Annotated in this window: 26 protein-coding genes and 1 pseudogene; 18 read left to right on the top strand and 9 right to left on the bottom strand. The window is 36.2% G+C overall.

Features of this window, described 5'->3' with window-relative positions; translation table 11 throughout:
* The first annotated feature begins 103 nt into the window (after nucleotides 1–103).
* The 11 genes from BCELL_RS19450 to BCELL_RS19400 all read left to right on the top strand — a co-directional run bounded on the left by BCELL_RS19450 (nucleotide 104) and on the right by BCELL_RS19400 (nucleotide 7,485).
* Nucleotides 104–535 carry a cytidine deaminase gene (locus tag BCELL_RS19450; RefSeq protein ID WP_013490499.1) on the top strand — a complete coding sequence of 144 codons (432 nt, stop codon included), beginning with the start codon at nucleotides 104–106 and terminating at the stop codon, nucleotides 533–535.
* A gap of 164 nt (nucleotides 536–699) precedes the next feature.
* Nucleotides 700–1,437: a hypothetical protein gene (locus BCELL_RS19445; RefSeq protein WP_013490498.1), complete on the top strand. Its 738-nt coding sequence runs from the start codon at nucleotides 700–702 to the stop codon at nucleotides 1,435–1,437.
* A 418-nt stretch (nucleotides 1,438–1,855) separates the two neighbouring features.
* Nucleotides 1,856–2,329: a MerR family transcriptional regulator gene (locus BCELL_RS19440; RefSeq protein WP_013490497.1), complete on the top strand. Its 474-nt coding sequence runs from the start codon at nucleotides 1,856–1,858 to the stop codon at nucleotides 2,327–2,329.
* Complete coding sequence (locus BCELL_RS19435; RefSeq protein ID WP_013490496.1) at nucleotides 2,310–2,723, top strand: hypothetical protein; 414 nt, start codon at nucleotides 2,310–2,312, stop codon at nucleotides 2,721–2,723. Before BCELL_RS19440 ends, BCELL_RS19435 begins: the two co-directional genes overlap by 20 nt.
* Nucleotides 2,724–3,694: 971 nt before the next feature.
* Entirely contained in the window at nucleotides 3,695–4,615 is a 921-nt protein-coding gene (locus BCELL_RS19425; protein ID WP_013490495.1) for a hypothetical protein, read from the top strand.
* A gap of 57 nt (nucleotides 4,616–4,672) precedes the next feature.
* Nucleotides 4,673–4,834 (top strand): hypothetical protein, encoded by a 162-nt coding sequence (locus BCELL_RS22735; RefSeq protein ID WP_157184231.1) that lies wholly within the window; start codon nucleotides 4,673–4,675, stop codon nucleotides 4,832–4,834.
* A 171-nt stretch (nucleotides 4,835–5,005) separates the two neighbouring features.
* Nucleotides 5,006–5,359, top strand: coding sequence for a DUF4181 domain-containing protein (locus tag BCELL_RS19420; protein ID WP_013490494.1), 354 nt, complete (start codon nucleotides 5,006–5,008; stop codon nucleotides 5,357–5,359).
* 81 nt (nucleotides 5,360–5,440) lie between these two features.
* Nucleotides 5,441–5,797 carry a hypothetical protein gene (locus BCELL_RS19415; RefSeq protein WP_013490493.1) on the top strand — a complete coding sequence of 119 codons (357 nt, stop codon included), beginning with the start codon at nucleotides 5,441–5,443 and terminating at the stop codon, nucleotides 5,795–5,797.
* Nucleotides 5,798–5,898: 101 nt separating this feature from the next.
* Complete coding sequence (locus BCELL_RS19410; protein WP_013490492.1) at nucleotides 5,899–6,099, top strand: helix-turn-helix transcriptional regulator; 201 nt, start codon at nucleotides 5,899–5,901, stop codon at nucleotides 6,097–6,099.
* Nucleotides 6,096–6,533 (top strand): hypothetical protein, encoded by a 438-nt coding sequence (locus tag BCELL_RS19405; RefSeq protein WP_013490491.1) that lies wholly within the window; start codon nucleotides 6,096–6,098, stop codon nucleotides 6,531–6,533. Before BCELL_RS19410 ends, BCELL_RS19405 begins: the two co-directional genes overlap by 4 nt.
* 169 nt (nucleotides 6,534–6,702) lie before the next feature.
* Nucleotides 6,703–7,485 carry an MBL fold metallo-hydrolase gene (locus tag BCELL_RS19400; RefSeq protein WP_013490490.1) on the top strand — a complete coding sequence of 261 codons (783 nt, stop codon included), beginning with the start codon at nucleotides 6,703–6,705 and terminating at the stop codon, nucleotides 7,483–7,485.
* A gap of 62 nt (nucleotides 7,486–7,547) precedes the next feature.
* Here BCELL_RS19400 and BCELL_RS22730 read toward each other — a convergent pair whose 3' ends face one another.
* From BCELL_RS22730 to BCELL_RS19380, 4 genes are all read right to left on the bottom strand, one after another.
* Nucleotides 7,548–8,009 (bottom strand): hypothetical protein, encoded by a 462-nt coding sequence (locus BCELL_RS22730; RefSeq protein WP_157184230.1) that lies wholly within the window; start codon nucleotides 8,007–8,009, stop codon nucleotides 7,548–7,550.
* A gap of 457 nt (nucleotides 8,010–8,466) precedes the next feature.
* Nucleotides 8,467–8,985, bottom strand: a complete 519-nt coding sequence (locus BCELL_RS19390; RefSeq protein ID WP_013490487.1) for a DUF6141 family protein — start codon at nucleotides 8,983–8,985, stop codon at nucleotides 8,467–8,469.
* A 160-nt stretch (nucleotides 8,986–9,145) separates the two neighbouring features.
* The gene (locus BCELL_RS19385; protein ID WP_013490486.1) at nucleotides 9,146–9,892 is read right to left on the bottom strand and encodes a hypothetical protein; all 747 of its coding nucleotides are present in this window, start codon (nucleotides 9,890–9,892) and stop codon (nucleotides 9,146–9,148) included.
* On the bottom strand, nucleotides 9,885–10,097 hold the full coding sequence (locus BCELL_RS19380; RefSeq protein WP_013490485.1) for a helix-turn-helix transcriptional regulator: 213 nt from the start codon (nucleotides 10,095–10,097) through the stop codon (nucleotides 9,885–9,887). The genes BCELL_RS19385 and BCELL_RS19380 overlap by 8 nt, the downstream gene beginning before the upstream one ends.
* A 136-nt stretch (nucleotides 10,098–10,233) precedes the next feature.
* Between BCELL_RS19380 and BCELL_RS19375 the strand changes: the two genes are divergently transcribed.
* The 3 genes and pseudogenes from BCELL_RS19375 (at nucleotide 10,234) to BCELL_RS19365 (ending at nucleotide 13,386) form a co-directional block, all read left to right on the top strand.
* Complete coding sequence (locus BCELL_RS19375; protein WP_013490484.1) at nucleotides 10,234–10,995, top strand: AAC(3) family N-acetyltransferase; 762 nt, start codon at nucleotides 10,234–10,236, stop codon at nucleotides 10,993–10,995.
* 242 nt (nucleotides 10,996–11,237) lie between these two features.
* Nucleotides 11,238–11,786: a hypothetical protein gene (locus tag BCELL_RS19370; RefSeq protein WP_013490483.1), complete on the top strand. Its 549-nt coding sequence runs from the start codon at nucleotides 11,238–11,240 to the stop codon at nucleotides 11,784–11,786.
* Between the two features lie 416 nt (nucleotides 11,787–12,202).
* Nucleotides 12,203–13,386 (top strand): annotated as a pseudogene (locus BCELL_RS19365) (IS256 family transposase).
* Between the two features lie 641 nt (nucleotides 13,387–14,027).
* Here the strand turns inward: BCELL_RS19365 and BCELL_RS19355 are convergent.
* Nucleotides 14,028–14,360: a hypothetical protein gene (locus BCELL_RS19355; RefSeq protein WP_013490482.1), complete on the bottom strand. Its 333-nt coding sequence runs from the start codon at nucleotides 14,358–14,360 to the stop codon at nucleotides 14,028–14,030.
* Between the two features lie 207 nt (nucleotides 14,361–14,567).
* Here BCELL_RS19355 and BCELL_RS19350 point away from each other — a divergent pair, with 207 nt between their 5' ends.
* Together BCELL_RS19350 and BCELL_RS19345 are read left to right on the top strand one after the other, a co-directional pair.
* The gene (locus tag BCELL_RS19350) at nucleotides 14,568–15,629 is read left to right on the top strand and encodes a DUF3231 family protein (RefSeq protein ID WP_013490481.1); all 1,062 of its coding nucleotides are present in this window, start codon (nucleotides 14,568–14,570) and stop codon (nucleotides 15,627–15,629) included.
* Between the two features lie 157 nt (nucleotides 15,630–15,786).
* A complete protein-coding gene (locus tag BCELL_RS19345) occupies nucleotides 15,787–16,311 on the top strand; it encodes a YcxB family protein (protein WP_013490480.1) in 525 nt (174 codons plus the stop codon).
* Between the two features lie 101 nt (nucleotides 16,312–16,412).
* Here the strand turns inward: BCELL_RS19345 and BCELL_RS19340 are convergent, their stop codons facing one another.
* From BCELL_RS19340 to BCELL_RS22725, 3 genes are all read right to left on the bottom strand, one after another.
* Entirely contained in the window at nucleotides 16,413–17,420 is a 1,008-nt protein-coding gene (locus tag BCELL_RS19340; protein WP_013490479.1) for a DUF3231 family protein, read from the bottom strand.
* 177 nt (nucleotides 17,421–17,597) lie between these two features.
* Complete coding sequence (locus tag BCELL_RS19335) at nucleotides 17,598–18,095, bottom strand: CBO0543 family protein (RefSeq protein ID WP_013490478.1); 498 nt, start codon at nucleotides 18,093–18,095, stop codon at nucleotides 17,598–17,600.
* 159 nt (nucleotides 18,096–18,254) lie between these two features.
* Complete coding sequence (locus BCELL_RS22725) at nucleotides 18,255–18,395, bottom strand: hypothetical protein (protein ID WP_157184229.1); 141 nt, start codon at nucleotides 18,393–18,395, stop codon at nucleotides 18,255–18,257.
* Nucleotides 18,396–18,641: 246 nt separating this feature from the next.
* Here BCELL_RS22725 and BCELL_RS19330 point away from each other — a divergent pair, with 246 nt between their 5' ends.
* Both BCELL_RS19330 and BCELL_RS19325 read left to right on the top strand, forming a co-directional pair.
* A complete protein-coding gene (locus BCELL_RS19330; protein ID WP_013490477.1) occupies nucleotides 18,642–19,130 on the top strand; it encodes a hypothetical protein in 489 nt (162 codons plus the stop codon).
* A 418-nt stretch (nucleotides 19,131–19,548) separates the two neighbouring features.
* Complete coding sequence (locus tag BCELL_RS19325) at nucleotides 19,549–20,178, top strand: hypothetical protein (RefSeq protein WP_013490476.1); 630 nt, start codon at nucleotides 19,549–19,551, stop codon at nucleotides 20,176–20,178.
* 654 nt (nucleotides 20,179–20,832) lie between these two features.
* Here the strand turns inward: BCELL_RS19325 and BCELL_RS19320 are convergent.
* The gene (locus tag BCELL_RS19320) at nucleotides 20,833–21,114 is read right to left on the bottom strand and encodes a hypothetical protein (protein WP_013490475.1); all 282 of its coding nucleotides are present in this window, start codon (nucleotides 21,112–21,114) and stop codon (nucleotides 20,833–20,835) included.
* Between the last annotated feature and the right edge of the window lie 357 nt (nucleotides 21,115–21,471).

The following is a 21,471-nucleotide window of genomic DNA, read 5'->3' as shown; positions in this document are numbered from 1 at the left end:
GTTTTTTCTACTTTATCCGGAAGTGTATGGAAAAACATGGTATTCTTAAACAGTGGCGATTTTGATTGTAAAAAGGCCACTCAATCTTTCGGGAGGGAATATTATGCTAAAAGTAAGACCACTTAAAAATGATGATTATAAATTAATTAGAGAAGCAGAAAAAGTTATTGAAAATAATTATATATACGGAAGACATCACATTGGTACAGCGGTTAGAACAACTTCAGGAAATATTTTTTCCGCTGTTCACGTAGAGGCAAACGTTGGAAGAATCACAGTATGTGGAGAGGCAATGGCTATCGGGAAGTCTATTTCAGAAGGAGAACACGAGTTTGATACTATTGTAGCAGTAGCTCATCCTCATCCTCACGAAGATATAGAAAAATGCTGGGTAGTGTCTCCTTGTGGTATGTGCCGTGAGTTAATTAGTGACTACGGAAAAAATACTGATGTAATTATTCCTTACAAAGGAGAATTAGTTAAATGTAATGCAATGGAGCTTTTACCAGAAAAATACACAAGTGATATAGAATAATATTATTCTTAACAAACGGAAAGCAATACTACAAGTAGCTGTCAGGGCTGTTATGGGTCTAACGGGGGAGTTTAGGACAATAAGGTGTCGAAGCTATTTATTGGTGGAAAAGTAAAACAATTTTAGTTTCCAAAGTTGATTTTTACGAAAGAAGGTCTACAAAGATGAAGCAAATATATGCATTTGAAGATTCAAAACAACTAACTAATTTTAAAGAATTTACGGATGAATTATATTCTAAGTTGGATGTTTACAAGAAATTATTAGAAAATGAATATGCACTTCATTCAAAGCCCAAAGGGATAATATGGACTTCTGAAGAATTAGCTACAACTGTCTTTTCTAATGTCCCAATACCAGCGTTCACAGATAAAGATCTAATTTATATGTCTCCAGATCTTAATAAATGGAGAAGGTTATTTCTAAGCCAATTGGAAGAATTAAACCTACCAACAATTCGTAAATTCTATGAAAATTATTCATTTAACAATTTACTGGTTATTTTGGCACATGAGCTGACACATCACTCTGATTTATTTATAGATGAGTTTGATGATGAGCGAACGGACAGCATTTGGTTCGAAGAAGGTATGTGCTTCTATCTTCCGAGAAAAATGCTCTTAAGTAATGTCGAATTTGATGAAATATCCAAGATAGAAGCTGAATTAGTAAAAAACTTTAAAGGTAAATATGGTAGTCATTCTCTTGATAATTTTGGAATAGGCTCATATAACGGGTCTTTAACTAGCATCATGTATGATTATTGGCGTAGTTATTTGGCGGTTAAAGAATTGGTCGAAGTAAAAGCAGCAGGGAATATAAAGACTGTCTTTGAACAATATCATCAGTGGCATAATGAAGGAAGAACAATCCCATTAACAGAGTATTTTCAAATACAGTAAATTCAAGAGTTGTGAAGCATTACACTTAAACTTACGGGTGTGAAAGTAGCACAAGCCTTCTCTTTCGTTATGTCGCTATCGGGGAGGATGCTTCAATAAGTAAATGTGATCTTTTATTAGATAATGAGCAGGATAGTTTAATAATGGCATTTAGAGAAAAGAAAAATATACAAAAATGAAAAGAGGGTAAACAATTGAAACGATTTATTGTACTTTTAACTCTAATTTCAGTGATAGCAATTTTGTCTTGTTAGGAGATGAAGAAATAGCTCGTTTTGATTTAAATGAAAGTTCCTGACCCCCAGTACAGTAAAACTTTAACGCACCGGAGGTCAGGTGCATTGGTCAATAATTTTTTTTGTACAGAATACGAAAAACACATTGACATTGGAGTCAACTCCAATGGTATTTTAATGATATGGAAAAACTTTATTCTATACAAGAGGTTTCGAAAATACTAGGGATTTCGAAGGATACGCTCCGATATTATGATCGGATAGGGATTGTCACGCCCTCTCGGGAAGAGAATCGATACCGCACGTATTCTAAGAACGACCTCATCGACTTGATGAATATTCAAATCATGCAGTATGCAGATTTTTCTCTTGAAGAAATAAGGGGTAAATTAAATTTTCATAAAATGGATAATATAGACCCCGCATACTGCAAAGAGGTTGCTGAGTTCCTCGATGCTAAGAACGCAGAAATTCGTAGAAAGGTTGCTCATCTAGAAAAGGTAAGTCGGTTACTCGACGTCGCAGCAGAAACGCTTAGGGATTTTAATAACGAAAGGGATCAAAATCTGAAAAAGATTGTCCGAGAAATTTACAAGAATATTCAAAAGGAGGAAGTGGAAATTCCTAAGGAAGGTTGTGGTGAACATCAAAGTTAATAATTATTATTATTTGACTGTAGGTATCCTTGCGATACTGTTTGCAATTACACACGCATGGAACGGGCATTCTGTTGTGCTCCCGAATCTCCACGTGGACGGTGTATCTGTAGATACCCTGACAATATTCACTTATGTATGGCACATCATCACGGCGGAAAATCTAGTATTCGGCTTTGTTTTCATTTTCATGTCATTCTATACTGATGGAACAAAAACACGCATTACCGCATGGGTGATTGCGACGATCCTGTTGGTCAGATTGATGGTTATCCTTAGTATAACGGTGTTACTTGACAGAACGGCACTTTCCGATACACTTATAGATTCGATTGCCATTATTGTCTATGTCACCCTCATCATACTGGGCACAAGAATGAAGAAAAAACAGTGAGATGTTGAGTAACCCTCAATAACAAAGATTAATTTCTTTCATACATGTAATAACAAAAAATGGTAAGGGTCAGTATTGTACAGAAATGTACTTAAAGTCATTCATTAACATTTTACCCTCAAGAACGCAGCGTTTCTGCAATAAGCAGAAACGTTTTTTACATTTTTACCCCAAATAAAAGGAAATTAGTGGTAACATTAAATACGAGAAAAGAAGATAATGAGGTAATGGGGAGAATGATTATGAAAAAACTCATAATAAAACGCTATTAAAGAATAGACGGAGTGAGAAAAGTGAGAACTATCTTAGAATCATTTCGTTTCACATTTCTTTTTTTATACTGTTAACAATTGTAGGCGTAATTAACTACATTATACTTTCAAGCATCGGTGTTAATGCGGAGAACTACGGATGGTTTGCGATAATCTGTGTGTTTATAGTACTTTTTCTTCTATATAAAAATAGGGGATGGAGTAGAGTATATAACCCAAAGGCTCTGTGGATATCTGTTATTTTTATACTTCTCCTATCATTGTTAATCCCTGACTGGAATCCAGAACACCTACATACGACTAAATATGCTTATTCGTATGGTTTTCCTTTTAATATTGTTACTGTATATGTTGACAAAGGCACTAAATTCCTTATGCCAAACCTATTATCAAACGGAATTACAGATTGGAAAATGAGTATAGGTATTTTAGGTAACTTCCTATTGTTTTATTTTTCTTTTCGCTTAATATTTCTTAAACTATCAAAAAATGCGGCATTTTAACGATTATGACGTGCAGTTCTAGTTGAAAACTTTAGTTGTACGATAGCAAAAGTATGGGTAGTTTACATTTTTTCTTTGGATGGTTCTCATTATGGACTATTTTGATAAGCACTTAGATTTTTCATTTTGGGAAATTCTTGATATGCATTATATTTTAACTAAAGATAGATACGTTTTTGTCTAGAGGTGAGAATTATTGAATATTATTGGCGGTATAGTTTTTAGTATATTAGATTTTATAGAAAAATTAGTTGATGATACAAGTAAATCAATTAAATTACTCATCATGTTAAATATCATTTCATATATACATATCTTTTATTTATATTATAACGTTGGATCGTTTATAGAAGGAAGCCACCAAATAGATGGTAATTTTGTTAGTATTGTACTTCTTGGCGGGTTATTACCATATTTGCTTTTATTTATTACGTCCTTTGTCTTGTCAAAAAGAGATGCTTTCTTAGGTTTTAGGAGAGAAGCAATACTAGATTGGTTTTTACGATTGTTGGCCTATATTCTAATCTTTCAACAATATAGCTTTGACGTCTTACTTGCAAACTCTAATTATATTTTGGTTACACTTGTTTCATTTATGTTAATTAGTTTTTTTCTGGAATATAAAATGGTTCAGAAATCAAAGAGATTTGTACCGAATGAAAATGCAATAAAAATGGAATTTAATCCAACAAAGGAAGAGATCAATAATATCCCCAATATGGAGAAAGCTGTTTCAATTGGCGTTGGGTCAATATTCGTCGCGAGTGGACTAGCGATTGGTATTGCAATAAGCATTCCAAGTGCAGCTAGTTCACTAATTAGAACAATAATATTATTTTGTATGTCCATAAGTGCTTTTATGTGGTTTTTAAGCATCTCATATAGTAAATGCCATTTATTCTATGTTGATAAGAAATGTGCAAGAAGAAATTTCATAAAAGACTCTTCCATAGCTTTTTTTGGATACCTCTTATGTATTTTAGGAGGGATGGGATTATTAAGCAAAGAAGAATTGACAATTGATATAGTAATAATTGCAGGAGTTTTTTCTTTATTGCCTGCAATAAATACTAATCGTAGAATGGCTATTTATTTAGAAAAAATAAAGAATGTCTAATAATTTTTGGGGTGGAATCGTGTCTGTACTAAAGTGGTATTAGTTGGAGCGGTATATGTGAAGAAATCTGAAAAAATGATTGTAACTATTTCAGCGATAGTTTATTGTCTGGTATTTTTGTTTTATATAGGTATGGTGTTATTTGGAAATGGTGTTGATCCATTTCTTCATGCAGTTTTCATTTCTACATTTTTTCTTTATTTTTATTTTAGTAATTAAAAAGAGTAGAAAAACCACATAATTTTTGAAAGGAATTAACATGACAGAGAAAACGGTCTCTTGAACGAACGGTTAGTTGCAGCTGATTTTTGCACCAACTAACTGGAATATTATATTAAACTAATAAGTATTCATTGAAAACATTAAATTGGTTTGAAGGAGTCTGGTAGGGTGCTTGGATTTGTTGCTTTTATGGCAGTTGTTACTTTTATAGTAGACATACTCATTAGCAAAAAATATAATATCTTCTCTGAAAGACTGTATAGACATGTTAATCATACTCATAAAAGGATAGAAAACACTTTATTTATTATTTTTATCATTGTGGTACTTATTGCTGCTTTTTCTTTTTCCTATAAAACTATTTTTTTACTAACATATGGCTTCTTTACAATAATGGCGAGTATTCGTGCTTTTATGGATTATAACTATGGGATAAAGGAAGAAAAGCAGTACATTAGTGATTTTGTGTGGGCGATTGGTTTTTGTGTAACCTTTATTGGTTTAGTATTTTTAGCTATTTAAAAAATGTTTGTTTTCTATAGCTATTCCGTCCAAATGTTAGGTATGGAAAATTAGAAAGAGATATGTTAAGGAGGGCTCGTGATGTGGTTTATTAAGGAATACTTTTTGGGGTATTTGCTTATTATGATTGCGGCACAAGGATATTCTTGGTATTATCTTTCGGGTGATACTCATCCCTTATGGTTTTGGTTGATATTTGCGATCGTAGGGTTGATTTTATTAGTACATAAAAACATCAAAAAAGTGCCTGACAGTAAAAAAATTAAAGTGATTCTCTTCGATGTTATATATATTACGCTTGTTTCTATACTCGTAAGTATTCCTTCGCCGTTTTTAGCATGGGTTATATCTGCATTTCCCCCTCTTTTCATTATTCAATATGCGTTTAAACCCTTTGGTAATAAAGATAGAGGGCCCAAAGATTTTAACGATTCATGAAAAAGGAGTAAAACTCCCATCTGGAGTTTACTTTTTTTGGTATATGATGTAATATATATCTAACATATGCAATATATATATTGCAAAGGGCAGGGTAGTAAATGAAAAACAATGTAAAAATAACCCGTATAAAAATGTCAATAACGCAGGAACAGCTAGCCAAAAGAGTCGGTGTCACTCGCCAAACGATTGGATTAATTGAGAAGGGAGAATATAATCCTAGTCTTCAACTTTGCGTATCAATAGCAAAAGTACTCAATAAAACGTTGGACGAATTATTTTGGGAGGTAGATATAGAGTGAAAACATGGGTTTCGTTTTTATTACCAACCGATGAATATAAGGAGAAAAGATTTTTATATTTTTACACGGAAGGTGCAGTATTACTCGTACTGTCTTTAATTGTAATGGCTATGCTAAACTTAAACACATCCACTGTCATCGGTCTTGCCATCGCGATCTTTCTACTTTATGTTACCGTTAGATATACAATATCTGGGATGGAATACACAGATGTTACGTCGGAGAAGGCATACAAGAAAGAGCTGAGAGTGATATATATCCGAACAATGGCATTTGTTATCATTCTTCTCCCACTAATTTTTCTTATTATGCCAGTAAGCTTAGACGACTTCTATAAAATCATAATAAACGTTATAGTTGTCAGTTTAATCTGTTTTTTTGCTAGCCTTATTTCATTAAAACGATCTTATAAGAAAAATAAAGAATTGCTCTAAACCGAACATCCATCAGCTTAAACCGCGCCAGACTAAACAAGTAACTGGCCATATAAAAACTCCGAGTTGCCATGTTGCAACTCCTTTTTATTCTAAAAAACCGTAAGTTGATGATAAACTAAATGGGATAAGCTGGGAAGGATCCTGAGTAAAAACTTGGAGGTATAAGATGATAAAAGACTCGTGGTTTACTGTACAGAAGATTGATACGAATACATACGCAATTAGCGAATATGGCCATTGGGAGAAGGTGCATTCATTTTTATTATTAGGGCTGGAAAAAGCAATATTAATTGATACTGGGCTTGGCATTGACAACATAAAAAGAATCACGGATCAACTGACTACGTTGCCGATTGAAGTAATTACAACACACGTCCACACTGACCATATCGGAAGTCACGGAGAATATGAAAAAATCTATGTCCACGAAGGCGATAAAGATTGGTTAGTCAACGGGATAAAAGGCCTTTCAATCGAGCAAATAAGAAAGGATATTAGTAGAGATATCACCTTACCTACGCCAAAAACGTTTGATCCGGTTACATATGAACCATTTCAAGGCGAACCAACAGGTTTAGTGAGTGATGGCGATATTTTCGATTTGGGCAACAGAAAACTAGTTATCTATCATACACCTGGACATTCGCCTGGTCATATTTCCGTTTTTGACGAAACAAACGGATACTTGTTTACAGGAGATTTGCTATATGACGAAACACCAATCTATGCTTTTTACCCTTCAACAAACCCAGTTGATTTAGTAAATTCATTGGAACGCATTTCAGAGATACCCGATATCTCAATGATTTATGGTTCTCATAATACACTAGGACTTAAGCCGAAAATATTAGAAGAAGTAAAAAACGCAGTGAAGTACTTGAGGAAAAACGAACTCACTAAGTTTGGAACAGGAATCCATACATTTAACGGCTTTAGTGTGCAGTTTTAAAATAAGAAAAAGCTGACTCAAAAGAGCACTACTTCACTTTTGAGTCAGCTTTCACTCATCATTTACATCATAAACGAAAAAATAGTTGGCATCAGTGTATAAACTATTATTTGGTACACGACATACACGGAAATAAGAATAATAGCTTCTCTCCGTTTTGAATGCCCCTTATATATCGCCGATAATAGTAAACGAAGGACCCCCATGACTAATCCATTAACTAATGAAAGAGGGAGAAGGAGCACAAATTCAGGAGCGGGTAAAAATAAAAAAGTTCTTACAAACGATTCAAATACGATAGATGGAAAAAAGTATAGTAAGTTATAAGTTAATTCTTCAGCCCGTAAGTTAAAAATGAGGATAATGATGACATGTAAAAGAAAAGATAGCAAAGCGAAGCTGGAAAATGTCGATATGAATTCCTTGCGCCACTTACGCTTATATAAAACAACGAGTAAAATCGAAGTGATGACAATAGGGATAACCCAATACGCAATGATAGGTACACGGTTTACGATCCCCATCAAAACCATCATGGCAGGAAGAAAGAAAATGATTCCCCACAATAGCATTTTAATGACAAAATGATTAATAATAACACCCCATTATTACCATATTATTATTCCCTTCCATTATAAATCACCATCGTTTTTCTTTACAAATTAAATTCGACTTCTTTAAGATTGCTTTTTTTTGTCCATTGAATAAAAGTTCCTGACCCCCAGTACAGTAAAACTTTAACGCACCGGGGGTCAGGTGCTTTGGCCAGCTTGGAACACTTTAATGCGTAATTCATCCTAAGTTACGGGCGATTTTATAAAAGTTACGAGCGATTCGAACAAAGTTACGGGCGATTTTATAAAAGTTACGAGCGATTCCATCAAAGTTACGAGCGATTTACCATAATTTAGGAGACCTAACCGCGATCTACTCAAAAAACCACTCGTTAACTTAAACAATTTCCCGTACCACTCCGAGCAATCACGTTCGCTCTCTCTCTTTAAACTTCTCAATTGCCTCAACAATTGCATCAGGATTTTCCGTTTCAATCACAACATTTGTATTCTTCAAATACAACTTGATGCCTTGCTTTCGGTTTAATAAATATTCCGTGTCACCGTCTATGTTCATCGAAACACCCCAGCGACCAATTTGGGAAAAACGAAAAACTGTAGGCTCATAACGAGTAATATCCTCAAATAAAAACTTCCTATAATGAAGGTGAAAAGGTAAATACCTTATATAAATCCCATCTTCACGGACCTCGACGATTAGCTTAATAAACGCCAACATCATAACAGGAAAAACAACCCCAGAAACGAACCAAAATATCATAAGAATCATATCTGGTGCTGGCTTGCTTCCGACTGGAACTCCAAAAACAATTTGTTGAATAAACACGTACCAAAAAAATAAAGCAATTCCAATCACTAATGCCCATGACAGCAACTGACGTGGCCTTTGAACCTCACGATGCAGCACGCTATTTCTATCTCTCATTTTGTCCTCCATTTATATACACCTGACATATATGTTGTGAATACGAGAAAAACATAAAAAGGTTTCAACCCCATTAAAGTTTATCATAGTCATATTCCTAGGAAGCTAAATGAATAAAAATCACCTAACAAATAAATTTGATAGTCATTGTCACAAACGCTTATTCACACCTTACAGAAGAAAAACCATTCTCATCAAATTCAACAATGGCAGATTTACCGTCGTTTAAACAATCCTCAAATTGCGCCATCGTGTTTCGTTGATTAAGCTCAAGCTGAACGATACGAACGGCAGGGACAGCGACAGCAATCACGATCATGAGCACTAAAACACCAATAAACAAGTTTGGTAGTTTACTAGTTTTTGTCCTACTCACCGTTTTCACCGTAAACTCCCCATTAACAAACTTACGAATCTCGCGGTAATATACCGCGTTATGCGCGACTAACAGTAGTAGGAGTAAAACGACATACACGTACCGATTGAATGGAAAAATAAGAACAAAGAAGATGAACAATGGTAGCGCTTGTGAATACAACACATACACCTTTTTCGTTGCGCTTTCCGTTACTTGCCGGAGCATTTCGTCATCTTCAATAAATTCACTCGGCTTCAGCAGCGTAAAAGCAGCCATTTTATGATGAGGATGTTCCTTATTATGCCTACGAAGCCGGATTGAATAAGCAATGAAAAAACCAATAAGCAAAATCATCCCAATCGAAAACGACAGCACTGCAGGCACGTTCCAGTTAACAATTAACTCCCCATTAGAAAAATAAAATAAGTCATCAAAACCACCATGCATCCTATCAAATGCATACACTACACCGTATGACCACACGATGAGTATACTCCATAAAGCGATATTCCATAACGGAAACTGTACGCGAAAGTCACTTTTATTCATCGATATCCTCCTCATCTAACCAAAATAGCTCATCCACCCGAACGTCCAAATGCTTTGCTAAACGTAAAGACAATGCAATCGATGGCGAAAAGTCACCCTTTTCGATAAAACCGATTGTTTGCCTCGTTACACCTACGCGCTGAGCTAATTCCGTCTGTGAAAACCCGTGTCTCGCTCTTAACTCCTTCACACGATTCCGAAGCATGCTATACATCCTTCCAACATTATTTGTTAACTATTCTACACATAATGTAAAGTATTATTAACATTTCGTCAAGTATAATTAACATATGATAAACTAGTGCATATAGAAAAATAGAGTCGAGTATGGAGGCGATGAAATGAATCTCAGCAAACAGACGATAAAACAAGGCTTCAACGAACTCGGTCTAACAGAAGGAAGCACTGTACTTGTCCACAGCTCATTGAAAAGCTTTGGCTACGTAGAAGGAGGGGCAATCACAGTGATCGAGTCACTGTTAGAAACGGTCGGTCCCGAGGGCAATGTCATCGTACCAACACTAACTGGCGAGGCTTCAGACAGTAAAGAAACGCCTCCACAGTTTGATGTAAGCACAACGCCATGCTGGACGGGAGTCATTCCCGAAACGTTCCGCAACCTACCGGAAGCTAGGCGATCCCTTCATCCAACACATTCTGTTGCCGTTATCGGTAGTAAAAAACATGAGCTAGTCAGCGGACACGAAACAAGTCACTCCCCATGCGACAAAACGAGTCCCTATTACAAAAACGCAATGGAACACGGCTACATTATGCTCATTGGTGTCGACCAAGAAAGTAACACGACAATCCACACCTGCGAAGAAATCGCACAAGTTCCGTACCATTTACAAAAGGAAACAACGACAAGTGAAATAATAGACGAAGCAGGGGGAAAAATAACTGTAAAAAATAAACTCCACGACTGGACTAAACCCCCAACGAACTTCAACAAACTAGATGCCCTCTTCGAATCAAAAGGCATCATGACGAAACAAAAAATAGGCAATGCCACCACCCGACTCATCAACGCCAACAGCATGCTGCAACTAACACTAGAACTACTAACAAAAGACCCACACTACATGCTTACCTCAAGATAAAACATCGATTTTCAAAGGTGGAAATAAATATTTCCTTCTTGCAATTTTGAAGTGATTAGTCATGTGGATTTAAATGTGAAAGAGAAGGTTTTAGATTTCTATGTTACAATAATCAAATGCATATTCATCATAGTGATGGAGTGTACATAAATACTGTTAGGATAGCACCAAAGCTGTCGCTACGCCTGTTCGACAAACGGGGAAGATTCTTCAATAATTTACTAGATTTGATGGAGGCGTGTATGAATATATTTAAAGGTATAGGTGTTATATTTATAATTTTCTTGTTAGCTTCAGGGTGTTCTAGTGCAACTTATGATTCAGAGAATTTGGAAGGGATAGAATTAAAGTTATCTCTCGATAAGAAAGAATACTCACTAAATGAAGATGTTGTTGTAACAATAAGTCTTAGAAATCATAACAATAAAGCTAGGGAAGTCTTTGTACCCATCCCTTTTGATTTCGATGAGCGTATTACTAGCGTATTTATTGCTAATCAAAATGGATCTACTTTTCAGGTGTTACATCCAAAAGGGGAACATAACATTTCAAATATTGTTGGTCGTTCTAACTATGATTATGTTAAGGTTCAATTGGACCCAAAGGAAACGATTGAGCAAGAATTTTTATGGAATCATGAATTGTTCCATCAAGAAGCTCTAGAAACCGTTGAATCTGAGCCGGGGGAGTATGTTATTGGAGCAGTCATATTTTTGGATGATATCGAAATAGAAGATATTGAACCTAATAATGAGTTGTATACAGACCTTACATTTTCGGTTGGAGAATAAACAAAGTATCCTAGCAATCCACTAGGTATGCTTCTTTAACTGCTCGTTAGTTGAAGATGTAAATATAATCAAAGGACTTAGAGAACTGAACACCCCTAAGTCCTTTTAGTTGTGAATGAACGCACCATATTGTGTCGTCTTTTACCAGTATAATGGTAAATCGCACGTAACTCTGCTGAAATCGCTCGTAACTAAGACTAAATCGCTCGTAACTAGCCTCGAATCGCGCGTAACTCTCCCAAAATTGCACATAACACAAAAAAACGACTACAACCCAGTGTAGTCGCCCCACATAATACCCCCGACTAAAAACAAAGGATTAAGTCCATATAATTGTGTAAAAAGAAAAGGGCCACTATCAAGTACCCCATGTTACAATGTTTTCGACCAAAAAAACAAACAGGGAGGTAATGATAGTGACTCAAATCAATTTTACATTAGATTTAGCAGATCTTAAAGAAAAAATTCAGGAAAGTACACTTGAAGCTACCGTGAAAGCTTCAGCTACATTAGCGCTTAATGAACTCATGAAGAAAGAACAGGAGGAACATATACAGGCTAATTCATATGAACGTTCTTCAGAACGTAAGGGTTATCGAAATGGCTCATATAGTCGTTCACTAATGACTTCTGCTGGAACGCTCCTATTAGATGTTCCAAGAACGCGAGATGGGGAATTCAGTCCATCAGTATTTAAGAAATACGAGCGTATTGACCAGGCATTTATGATTGCTATGATTGAGATGGTTGTAAATGGAGTTTCAACGAGAAATGTTCAGAAAGTCGTCCATCACTTCTGTGGGAAAAAAGTCTCCAAATCTCTTGTTTCTGAACTGATGAAAGAGTTGGATCCAGTGGTGGAGAAATGGCGGAACAGTCCATTAAATACTCAACACTTCCCTTATGTCTATGCCGATGCCATGTATATCAAAGTCAGAGAAGGCGATAGAGTCGTCTCCAAAGCGCTGCACATCGCTACTGGTGTCTCTTCTGCCGGTAAGAGAGAAGTACTAGGTATGAAAATTTCAAATGGTGAATCCAAAGATACGTGGACTGAGTTCTTCGACGAGTTAAAGGCCAGAGGCCTTCAGAGACCTCAGCTTGTGATATCTGATGCCCACGCTGGGCTTGTTTCTTCAATCAGGTCTAGTTTTGCTGGAACGTCGTGGCAACGCTGTTATTTTCATTTGTCCCGCAATGTGGTAGGGTTGTTACCTAAAAAAGGATCCAAAGAAATGAAGGCACAAATCAAGGATATCTTTGACGCCCCTACGCTCGATCAGGCAAGAGAACGTAAAAATAAACTGATAGATGCTTATGGTGAAGAAAAAAAGTATGAATCAGCCATGGCGCTATTAGATGAAGCTTTTGATGATACAACCCAATACTACCAGTATCCTGCGCATCACCATATTCGCTTACGTACTAGTAACAGTATTGAACGACTGAACCAAGAAGTTCGCAAAAGGGAAAAACAATTAAAATTTTTCCTAATTTAGCCTCTGCTACTAGATTAATAGGGGCGATTTTAATGGATATTGACCAGACATATGCGAACGCCAGAAATGTCTTTTTAAACATGGAAGAAAAAGTGAAATAAAAAATATAGAATTAATTGGAAAATTTTTGCCCCCCTCGGGGGGCAACCCCTGAAAGTTCAAAACCTAAAAGACCCATTCTACCTTCGGTAGAATTTATTATATACAGGTTAAAACATTGTATTTTACTTTTACACATAAGTAAGGACTTGACTAAACAAAGTACCGACAATAGCAAAAAGCGCTCCTAGTACAAAACTAAGTCCTTTTAGTTGTGAATGAACGCACCATATTGTGTCGTCTTTTACCAGTGAAATGGTAAATCGCTCGTAACTCTGCTGAAATCGCGCGTAACTAAGACTAAATCGCCCGTAACTAGCCTCGAATCGCTCGTAACTCTCCCCAAATTGCACATAACACAAAAAAACGACTACAACCCAGTGTAGTCGCCCCACATAATACCCCCAACTAAAAACAAAGTACCGACAAATAGCAAAAAGTGCCCCAAGTACAAAACTAAGTCCTTTTAGTTGTGAATGAACACACTTTATTGTGTCATCTTTTTCCAGTATAATGGTAAATCGCTCGTAACTCTGCTGAAATCGCACGTAACTAAGACTAAATCGCTCTTAACTAGCCTCGAATCGCGCGTAACTCTCCCAAAATTGCACATAACACAAAAAAAACGACTACACCCCACAAATCATCTCTCATTCGAACTAAAATCCGGCACACTTTCTTCCCTAGCCACAGACCTCGTTCGCACCATGTTATTCATACTCGCTTCCTCGATCGTATTTTTAATAATACCCCCGACTAAAAACAAAGTACCGACAATAGCAAAAAGCGCTCCTAGTACAAAATAAGCCGTTGCATAGTTAGCATTAATAATATAATTGTACGCATCGCCACCAACATACGCGTTGACTGAATCCCTAAAATACGAATCTGGATTCTCATAGTTTCTAATCTTATCAAAACCTACCCAAATAAAAATAACCGTAAAAATATAAAGAATAATGGCTGTTACTCTCATGTCTGTCCCTCCTAGTATTGTCCATTCCTATATAGATTAGTGCAAAATAACTACGCAGTCTATCACTTTCAACAAACTCACGCCCAAGAGTATAAAAAAGTCACGCTCATCTACCCACGAAATATTTCCTAAAAAATATTTAGTAGCACTAATATATTTTTAGAATTTACAAACACTAAACTTCGAAAAGCATTCGAGGAGGAAAAAATGGATAAACAACATTCATCTCATAATGAAGAAACCATCATGCATGTAAAGGAGCACCAGCAAAATAAGAAGCTTTCTGCTGCTGAAATTGGTGACCTTTTTACAAATTATTTAGGTGACAGCTTGTTTTCTTGTATGTTTGAGCACTTTCTTGAAGTTGTAGAAGATGAAGACGTAAAACAGTTCATTACATTTGCTAATGAAGTATCGCAAAAACATACGAAAGCTATTGAGCAAATCTATCAAAGTGAAGGGATTCCGGTTCCAGTCGCTTTTGGTGAAAGTGATGTTAGGAATGGGGCACCACGTTTATTTAGTGACACATTTATGGTATTTTATACGACAGAAATGTCGAAAGCAGCGATGATCTCCTACGGAAATGCCATTGCTGCAGCATCGCGCCACGACATCATTGACTACTTTGACATGTGTATGCAGGACTCGATTGCTACATATAAAAAAGGCATTACCCTGCTAAGTGAAAAAGGATTAGACATTACACCACCAACGATTCCCTATCCTAAAAAACGAGATTTCGTTGACAAAGAGTCTTTTATTTCAGTGATTACAGGAAAAACGAGACCATTAACTGCGCTCGAAATAAAACATCTGCAACTTAACATGAATACAAATATATTAGGAAAAGCACTTCAACTAGCATTTAGCCAAACAACGACGATGGATGAACTAAGAAGCTATTTCCGAAAGGGAGCAGAACTCTCTCAAGAAACACTTTTAGAACTAGAAAAGCTGCTAGTAAATGAAGATCTTCCTGCGCCAAAGCTAATGGATGCACACATTACAGATGCAACCGAAGCACCATTTTCAGATAAGCTAATGCTATTCCACACAGCATTAGCCATTGCGGCAGGAATAGAAAACTTTGGAATTGCAGTATCCAATATTTTAAGACACGATATTCACTTACAATTTGGTGCACTATCAGGAAAGGTAGCTAAATTTGCGAATGAAGGCACGAACTTAACCATTAAATATGGTTGGCTAGAAGAACCACCAACTGCAGCAGACCGCGACAAGCTTTCATCTAAACCATTACATTAGGGGGAAATGTAGTGAAGCACTAACACATAAATAAACGCAGCTCATGAAATCGAGTGACCCATCAAGAGGGACAAACGTTATTTAAAGAGCTGCGTTTCTTATTCAATGAAGTCATCGCCATGATATGTTACGATAACCTCTACGGGAGGGAAATCATATGACTAATCGACTAAAAGTAACTGGGGCATTAACCTACGAAGACTTCAAAAAATACAATGAACTTCACCAACGGAATACATATATATCATTCTTTGTCATTGCAAGTTTACTAACAGGATTACTTTTTAATCAGCCACTTTCTGAAACGAGCCTCGTCTTCAGGTTACCAATGTTATTATTTCTAGCTGTCGTTTTCGCTACGTTCGGAACACTTCTTTTAAGATCGCTAATACTATTACGCGTACGTAACGAGTTTAAAACAGCAAAGTTTATAAAAAGGGAAATCACATACGACATTTCAGACGAAGGAATCACGCAATTAACAAACCGTTCAAACGTAACAGTGGAGTGGAGTGACATCCTCAAAGCACACGAGCATCCGGCAATGTTCAGACTCTACATCTCAAAAAACCAGGCACACGTCATACCAAAAAGATTTTTTACTTCTGAAGAAGACATAGGCGTATTAAGAACACTTTTAAAAAACAACTTACCTCAAGAAAAACGGAAAATGATATTATAGCTATCGAGTCGGACGTATATGTATACGATAAAGCGCCGACTCGCTGTAAGTCTATTTTAACAATACCCGCAAAAAACTACATAACCAATCTGAAACTACTATTAACGTGTTAACTTTCTGCGGTCTTCCACTTTTGGAGGCTCTTCTAACCACCTGTTTTTTATCATAATTTCTCCACCTTCTTTTGCAAAGAAATATATTTTTTGTCCAATTTGAGCCATCGTTATCGGTAAATCACTCCGCAAGCTAAATGCGCCTCCAAGCGCATTACTGCCAAGCCCAAAAGTGCTTAATAAGTTGGTGATATACATCATCATTTTATCTGAAAAAGGTGGAACTTTAGATGCTGTTACTTTGCCAGCATGTGTCGCAGGTGGCTCGATAAAATCTTTGCGGAGAAAATCACCAAGCGTTGTCTCCACTTCCTTTGATAATTCCATCCCTTTTACAAAATATTTTTTGACTTCCTCGTTACGAGCACTTTGCGCAAAACCAATCATCAACTGCATCCCTGTTAAGTTCGTTTCAATAGCATGGTGGAGGAGAGATACCTCCGTCGTGTTTAACGAACGTGTTTCTTTAAGTAAATGGTATCCTGATAAATAATCTTGATCTTGGACGAAAGGATACCCCTTCGGCATAGAGACATAAGGGGGACGAGAGAGAATCCCTTTATCTAATAAAAAACCAGTACATTTATCGTAAATACTTTGACCATCAAAAGTTAACTGCTTATAGAGGTCCCGAATATCCTTGCGATATGACATCGTAGAATAAAGTCCATATAAGCCAATACTAATTTTCGTCATAAGACGAGCAAACATCATATCATAATGAAAATCGAATAGCTTAGGCGTTCCTTTTATGACGTCATTGTCAGTGAATCCAAGAGGAACTGCAGCTCCTTCCTGTCTAAAAATATTCTCCAAATCCGTTACTACCTTTGAGGAAATATCGTAATACTCTTTTAATATTTGTTTCGCTTCAGCATCCTCCACATGCTCTTGGAAATGCTCTAAAAAGCGAACGATTAACGTTTTCTTCTGATACGTCATCCAGACATTATTTAGTTCTGATGACGACAAAGGAATGTGACTAGTACTGGTCATTCCTAATGCCCCCTTTCGTTTATATATTTTTCACTCTTTTGCAAAAAATATAAAATAATTTTAATAAAGGGAACTAATATTCTGTCTAAAACTAAACAAACGTTTATTTAGAAAGAACACTCAAGTCTAAATAAACGTTTGTTTAAAATTTAAAACGCAAACTACAAATATTCAAAATCAAACTTCCTCAACAGAATTGTGTACATTACGATCATTCCACATTCTAATTGCTCCCATTGTTGCTCTTACTAGCCAGAACGAAAGGGTAAGCGTAGCAAATGATATCCAAGCACTCCAATTTTTTCGGAATTTAATTAATTTTGTTTTTCTCTCAGCCCACACCTCTATTAAAGTAATTGGAACACTGAAGAGAAATACCTTTATAACAATGTCAAGAAAAGTATTATTTCTATAAGTTAATTGGTTATACATCACACAAGCAAGCGGAAACAAAAACACATCAAAAAGCACATGAATTTTAAAAATATGAGGTAATATCCGCACCGGGTAAGATATTTGTTTAGACGCTACAACAAAAGAATCAATAAACCAGGAATAAAAGCATTTAATAAGAAAAACTAAAATCCAATCTTTAATCGGCTGCTTTCGATACACAATAGGTATAAGAATAAGTCCAAAAACAAAAAGTCCTCTTAAAATCCATCTTTCCTTCACTTACAACACCTCCATTACTAGGATGTCTGACCACTAAATAAATCATGCAACCAAACATACATACAACATGATGTAACATTTGGAATAAAGAAAGGGTGAAGCAAATAGAAATGATTTCCTCTGAATCCACCCTTCGTATGCGCAGATTCAATCAAGCCTTTATGTACGCAACTGCTTTATCTGCTTATTCATGTTCACGATATAACCAATGATGACAGAACTAAAAATAGTTGTTAATAACGCGCTCCCCACACCCATCCATATTAGCGATAACAGCCTATTCTTATAATCAGGAAACATCTCAATCCCTCCTAGCTTTTCAATTGTGGTAATATGATGCACAATTTAAGTTGAAAACATATATATTTGCGTTAAAAATACTATTATGTAAGTTTTGGAATTAGTAAATCTCCGTTGTAATAATTTAATTCAATGCGCAACACAACTGCATGACGTAAAAAAGCTAACGAGGTCCGTCCCTGTTAGCCGCATTAGCATTCGTAGCTAATCTCACGTATAATATGTAGCAAATGAGAGGAGTTTAATATGTCTAATAAAAACATAGCACTTTTATTTTTAGCGATACTATTCATACAATTACTCGTGATCAACCTCGTGAACGTTGTCATGTACATAGGCCTTTTAAAAGGATGGACGTTCATAATCTTTACCATCGTCCAAGTCACCCTCATTCTTCTTATTAGGAAATTCGGTAAAAAAAGAAGTCTCATCGTTGCAAACATTGCCGGACTCATCCTTTTACCAATCCTATTCATCGCATCATTGCCAGCATACACGTATGAGGGAGCGAAGGACATCATTTATGACATCCATGGGGAAAACGCCGAAATTGTCGCCCATGACTATGAAAATGTCCCTGTCGATAGCAGCTCATCATGGTTTGTCATCGACTATCACTACTACTATGAAGTCATCACTGACGACAACCACATCTTTATCGCGATCGATCCAGTAACCGGCACCACCACCGAACTCGAAGAAGACTTTTACGACTTTCCATACGAGACTCAATAGGTTGATTTTTACCTATTGAGTCTCATATTGTTTGCAATCCCCTCTAAGTAGCACCCCTAAATAGCTATTTACCATTCATTTGGTAAATCATGTTTACGAGCGAAATCATGCAATACTCAGTATGAATCACCCCGCCCTCTAAGAAGCCCCCCCTTAGATTGTTTATTACCATTTAATTGGCAAATAGCGCGAAACTCGGGCGGAATCGCTTGGAACTTGGACAAAATAGCGTGGAACTCGAACAAAATCACACGAAACTCAAGCCAAATCATACAAAACTCATAAGAAATCAAAACACCCTAAACCATAGGTAAATCACACAAAACCCCAGTAAGAATCACCCACACCAACCATAAGCAATCATCAATATGGTAAACTATGTAAAAAAAGGAGTTATGTACTAGGGTAGGAGGCTAAGATGAAAAATATATTGTTAGCAATTATCACAGTTTTAGTTTTAGGAGCAGGTATTTGGATAGGAATATTACAATCCCAAAATAATAGCCTAGAAAAAGTAGAAGCTGAAGTTTCAATCGAAGAAATCATAGAGAACCCAGAATTCAAAGGGTTTGTAACATATCCGAACGAAATGTTAGCTCAGAATTTAGATTTATTAATCAATCTTGTTTACCATGATATGAACGATCTGAATGGTAGGCTTGACGAGACAATAGAAACGAATGAATTATCAGGAATGAACGCTCTTATCCTATATAGGAATGCATTCGACTTTAGAAATATGTTTATCGACTTGAATAACATTGGTATGTCTTTGGCTGCGGCAGCAAGAGAAGATCATGATTGGAGCGCAAAGAGGGATGTATTTGATGACTTCTATGATTTGCTTGAGCCTTATCAAGAGTCAACGGCTACTCAGTATCCATTAAACGATAGTGAAATGGAACAAATTAAAGAAATAAAAAGAATATTAGTGGAATGGAAAAACATTATGGAAAATTATATCGATATTCCTACAGAAGAACTTTATGACGCGCGCAATCCTGAGTGGCGCCAACTAATGAATGAATTGAATGAAGTAGTTAAATAAAAAAGTGGGAGACTCAATCAACGTGTTGAGTCTCCTACTTATCTGCGATAAAACAAAAGTGCCGAAAATCTTAGAAAGCCCCTCTAAGAAGCCCTCTTAGATTGTCGATTACCATTTAATTGGCAAATCGCTTGTAACTCGAGCGAAATCGCTTGGAACTCGGACAAAATCGCACGAAACTCCGACAAAATCGCTTCGAACTCGGACAAAATCGCACGAAACTCAAGCGAAATCGCGCAACTCACCGAACCAACCTACCAATCCGCCGTCTCGCCCCATTCATTTATGATCACCCCGGTATGAACATCCACATAAAACTCACCAAAATAGCTAGCCGTATTAGGATTTGTAACAGGTCTATTCCTACGAAGCAATGATAGATTGCTCGTTTAACAATAAAAAGCGTGCATTATTTTGGAAATTCGAATGAGTTAAGTAGAGCACCCAATACACAATTTAATCTATATATTGTTCATACATTCTTTCCAATACTTCATCCTCAATTTCACGTGTAATCCCGAATGTGGCAGCAATGTCATTATATTGCTCATTAAATTCTTCTTCCATTTCGATAGGCACTGCTTCAAAGACGGCGAGGGTATCTAGTATGTCTTTACTTAAATCAGTGACCTGTTGAATGAGTTCTAATTCTGCCTAATTAAAATCCATTTGAAAACGAGGATAATCAACATTGAAAAAAATAGTTATTGCATCTTCATCCTCACTGTTAAAAATAAAATTTCCTTCTCTAGAATGAGGGATGGCAAATTCAAAGTAGTGGTTTACTGCGATGATATAATCACTCATCTGATACCATAATTCCTCCCGTACATCATCAGGACGTTTATCCCCTTGACCGGCACTTGATTGACTACATCCTAGTAGAACAGATGATAGTAAAATGATAGCTAGAATAGAAATATATGTAGTTCTCATTGTAAAACTCCTTTGTTAATGTCGTATATGAGCATTGATTCGTAAGAAATAATCATACCATGAAAGGATATTTATCAGTAAAAAGGAGTTATCTTAGTGAAAATCATGCAAGGACATCAAAACATATAAAAAAAAGTTTTTTTAGACGTAAGGAGATCGAATTAAGGATCCCCCTTACGGGGCATGGAAAGAGAGAATGACAATTACCAGTCATTTGAAAAATCATGTGAAACTCGGACAAAATCATGCCAAACTCAACTAGAATCATGCGTAACAATCATAACCAATTCACACCTATCAATCGAGGAATCACACAAAAAATGAAAGCGCTTTGATGAGAAAACAATATAATAGAAG

It is taken from the genome of Evansella cellulosilytica DSM 2522 (assembly GCF_000177235.2).
Lineage (GTDB): Bacteria > Bacillota > Bacilli > Bacillales > Salisediminibacteriaceae > Evansella > Evansella cellulosilytica.
The sequence above is the reverse complement of the archived record's forward strand: the minus strand, read 5'-3'. Positions and strand labels throughout refer to the sequence as shown.

Coding starts and splice junctions, on each gene's coding strand:
- BCELL_RS19450 (WP_013490499.1), top strand. CDS start 104: ATGCTAAAAGTAAGACCACTTAAAAATGATGATTATAAATTAATTAGA.
- BCELL_RS19445 (WP_013490498.1), top strand. CDS start 700: ATGAAGCAAATATATGCATTTGAAGATTCAAAACAACTAACTAATTTT.
- BCELL_RS19440 (WP_013490497.1), top strand. CDS start 1,856: ATGGAAAAACTTTATTCTATACAAGAGGTTTCGAAAATACTAGGGATT.
- BCELL_RS19415 (WP_013490493.1), top strand. CDS start 5,441: ATGTGGTTTATTAAGGAATACTTTTTGGGGTATTTGCTTATTATGATT.
- BCELL_RS19410 (WP_013490492.1), top strand. CDS start 5,899: ATGAAAAACAATGTAAAAATAACCCGTATAAAAATGTCAATAACGCAG.
- BCELL_RS19400 (WP_013490490.1), top strand. CDS start 6,703: ATGATAAAAGACTCGTGGTTTACTGTACAGAAGATTGATACGAATACA.
- BCELL_RS22730 (WP_157184230.1), bottom strand. CDS start 8,009: ATGGGGATCGTAAACCGTGTACCTATCATTGCGTATTGGGTTATCCCT.
- BCELL_RS19390 (WP_013490487.1), bottom strand. CDS start 8,985: ATGAGAGATAGAAATAGCGTGCTGCATCGTGAGGTTCAAAGGCCACGT.
- BCELL_RS19385 (WP_013490486.1), bottom strand. CDS start 9,892: ATGAATAAAAGTGACTTTCGCGTACAGTTTCCGTTATGGAATATCGCT.
- BCELL_RS19380 (WP_013490485.1), bottom strand. CDS start 10,097: ATGCTTCGGAATCGTGTGAAGGAGTTAAGAGCGAGACACGGGTTTTCA.
- BCELL_RS19375 (WP_013490484.1), top strand. CDS start 10,234: ATGAATCTCAGCAAACAGACGATAAAACAAGGCTTCAACGAACTCGGT.
- BCELL_RS19370 (WP_013490483.1), top strand. CDS start 11,238: ATGAATATATTTAAAGGTATAGGTGTTATATTTATAATTTTCTTGTTA.
- BCELL_RS19355 (WP_013490482.1), bottom strand. CDS start 14,360: ATGAGAGTAACAGCCATTATTCTTTATATTTTTACGGTTATTTTTATT.
- BCELL_RS19350 (WP_013490481.1), top strand. CDS start 14,568: ATGGATAAACAACATTCATCTCATAATGAAGAAACCATCATGCATGTA.
- BCELL_RS19345 (WP_013490480.1), top strand. CDS start 15,787: ATGACTAATCGACTAAAAGTAACTGGGGCATTAACCTACGAAGACTTC.
- BCELL_RS19340 (WP_013490479.1), bottom strand. CDS start 17,420: ATGACCAGTACTAGTCACATTCCTTTGTCGTCATCAGAACTAAATAAT.
- BCELL_RS22725 (WP_157184229.1), bottom strand. CDS start 18,395: ATGTTTCCTGATTATAAGAATAGGCTGTTATCGCTAATATGGATGGGT.
- BCELL_RS19330 (WP_013490477.1), top strand. CDS start 18,642: ATGTCTAATAAAAACATAGCACTTTTATTTTTAGCGATACTATTCATA.
- BCELL_RS19325 (WP_013490476.1), top strand. CDS start 19,549: ATGAAAAATATATTGTTAGCAATTATCACAGTTTTAGTTTTAGGAGCA.
- BCELL_RS19320 (WP_013490475.1), bottom strand. CDS start 21,114: ATGAGAACTACATATATTTCTATTCTAGCTATCATTTTACTATCATCT.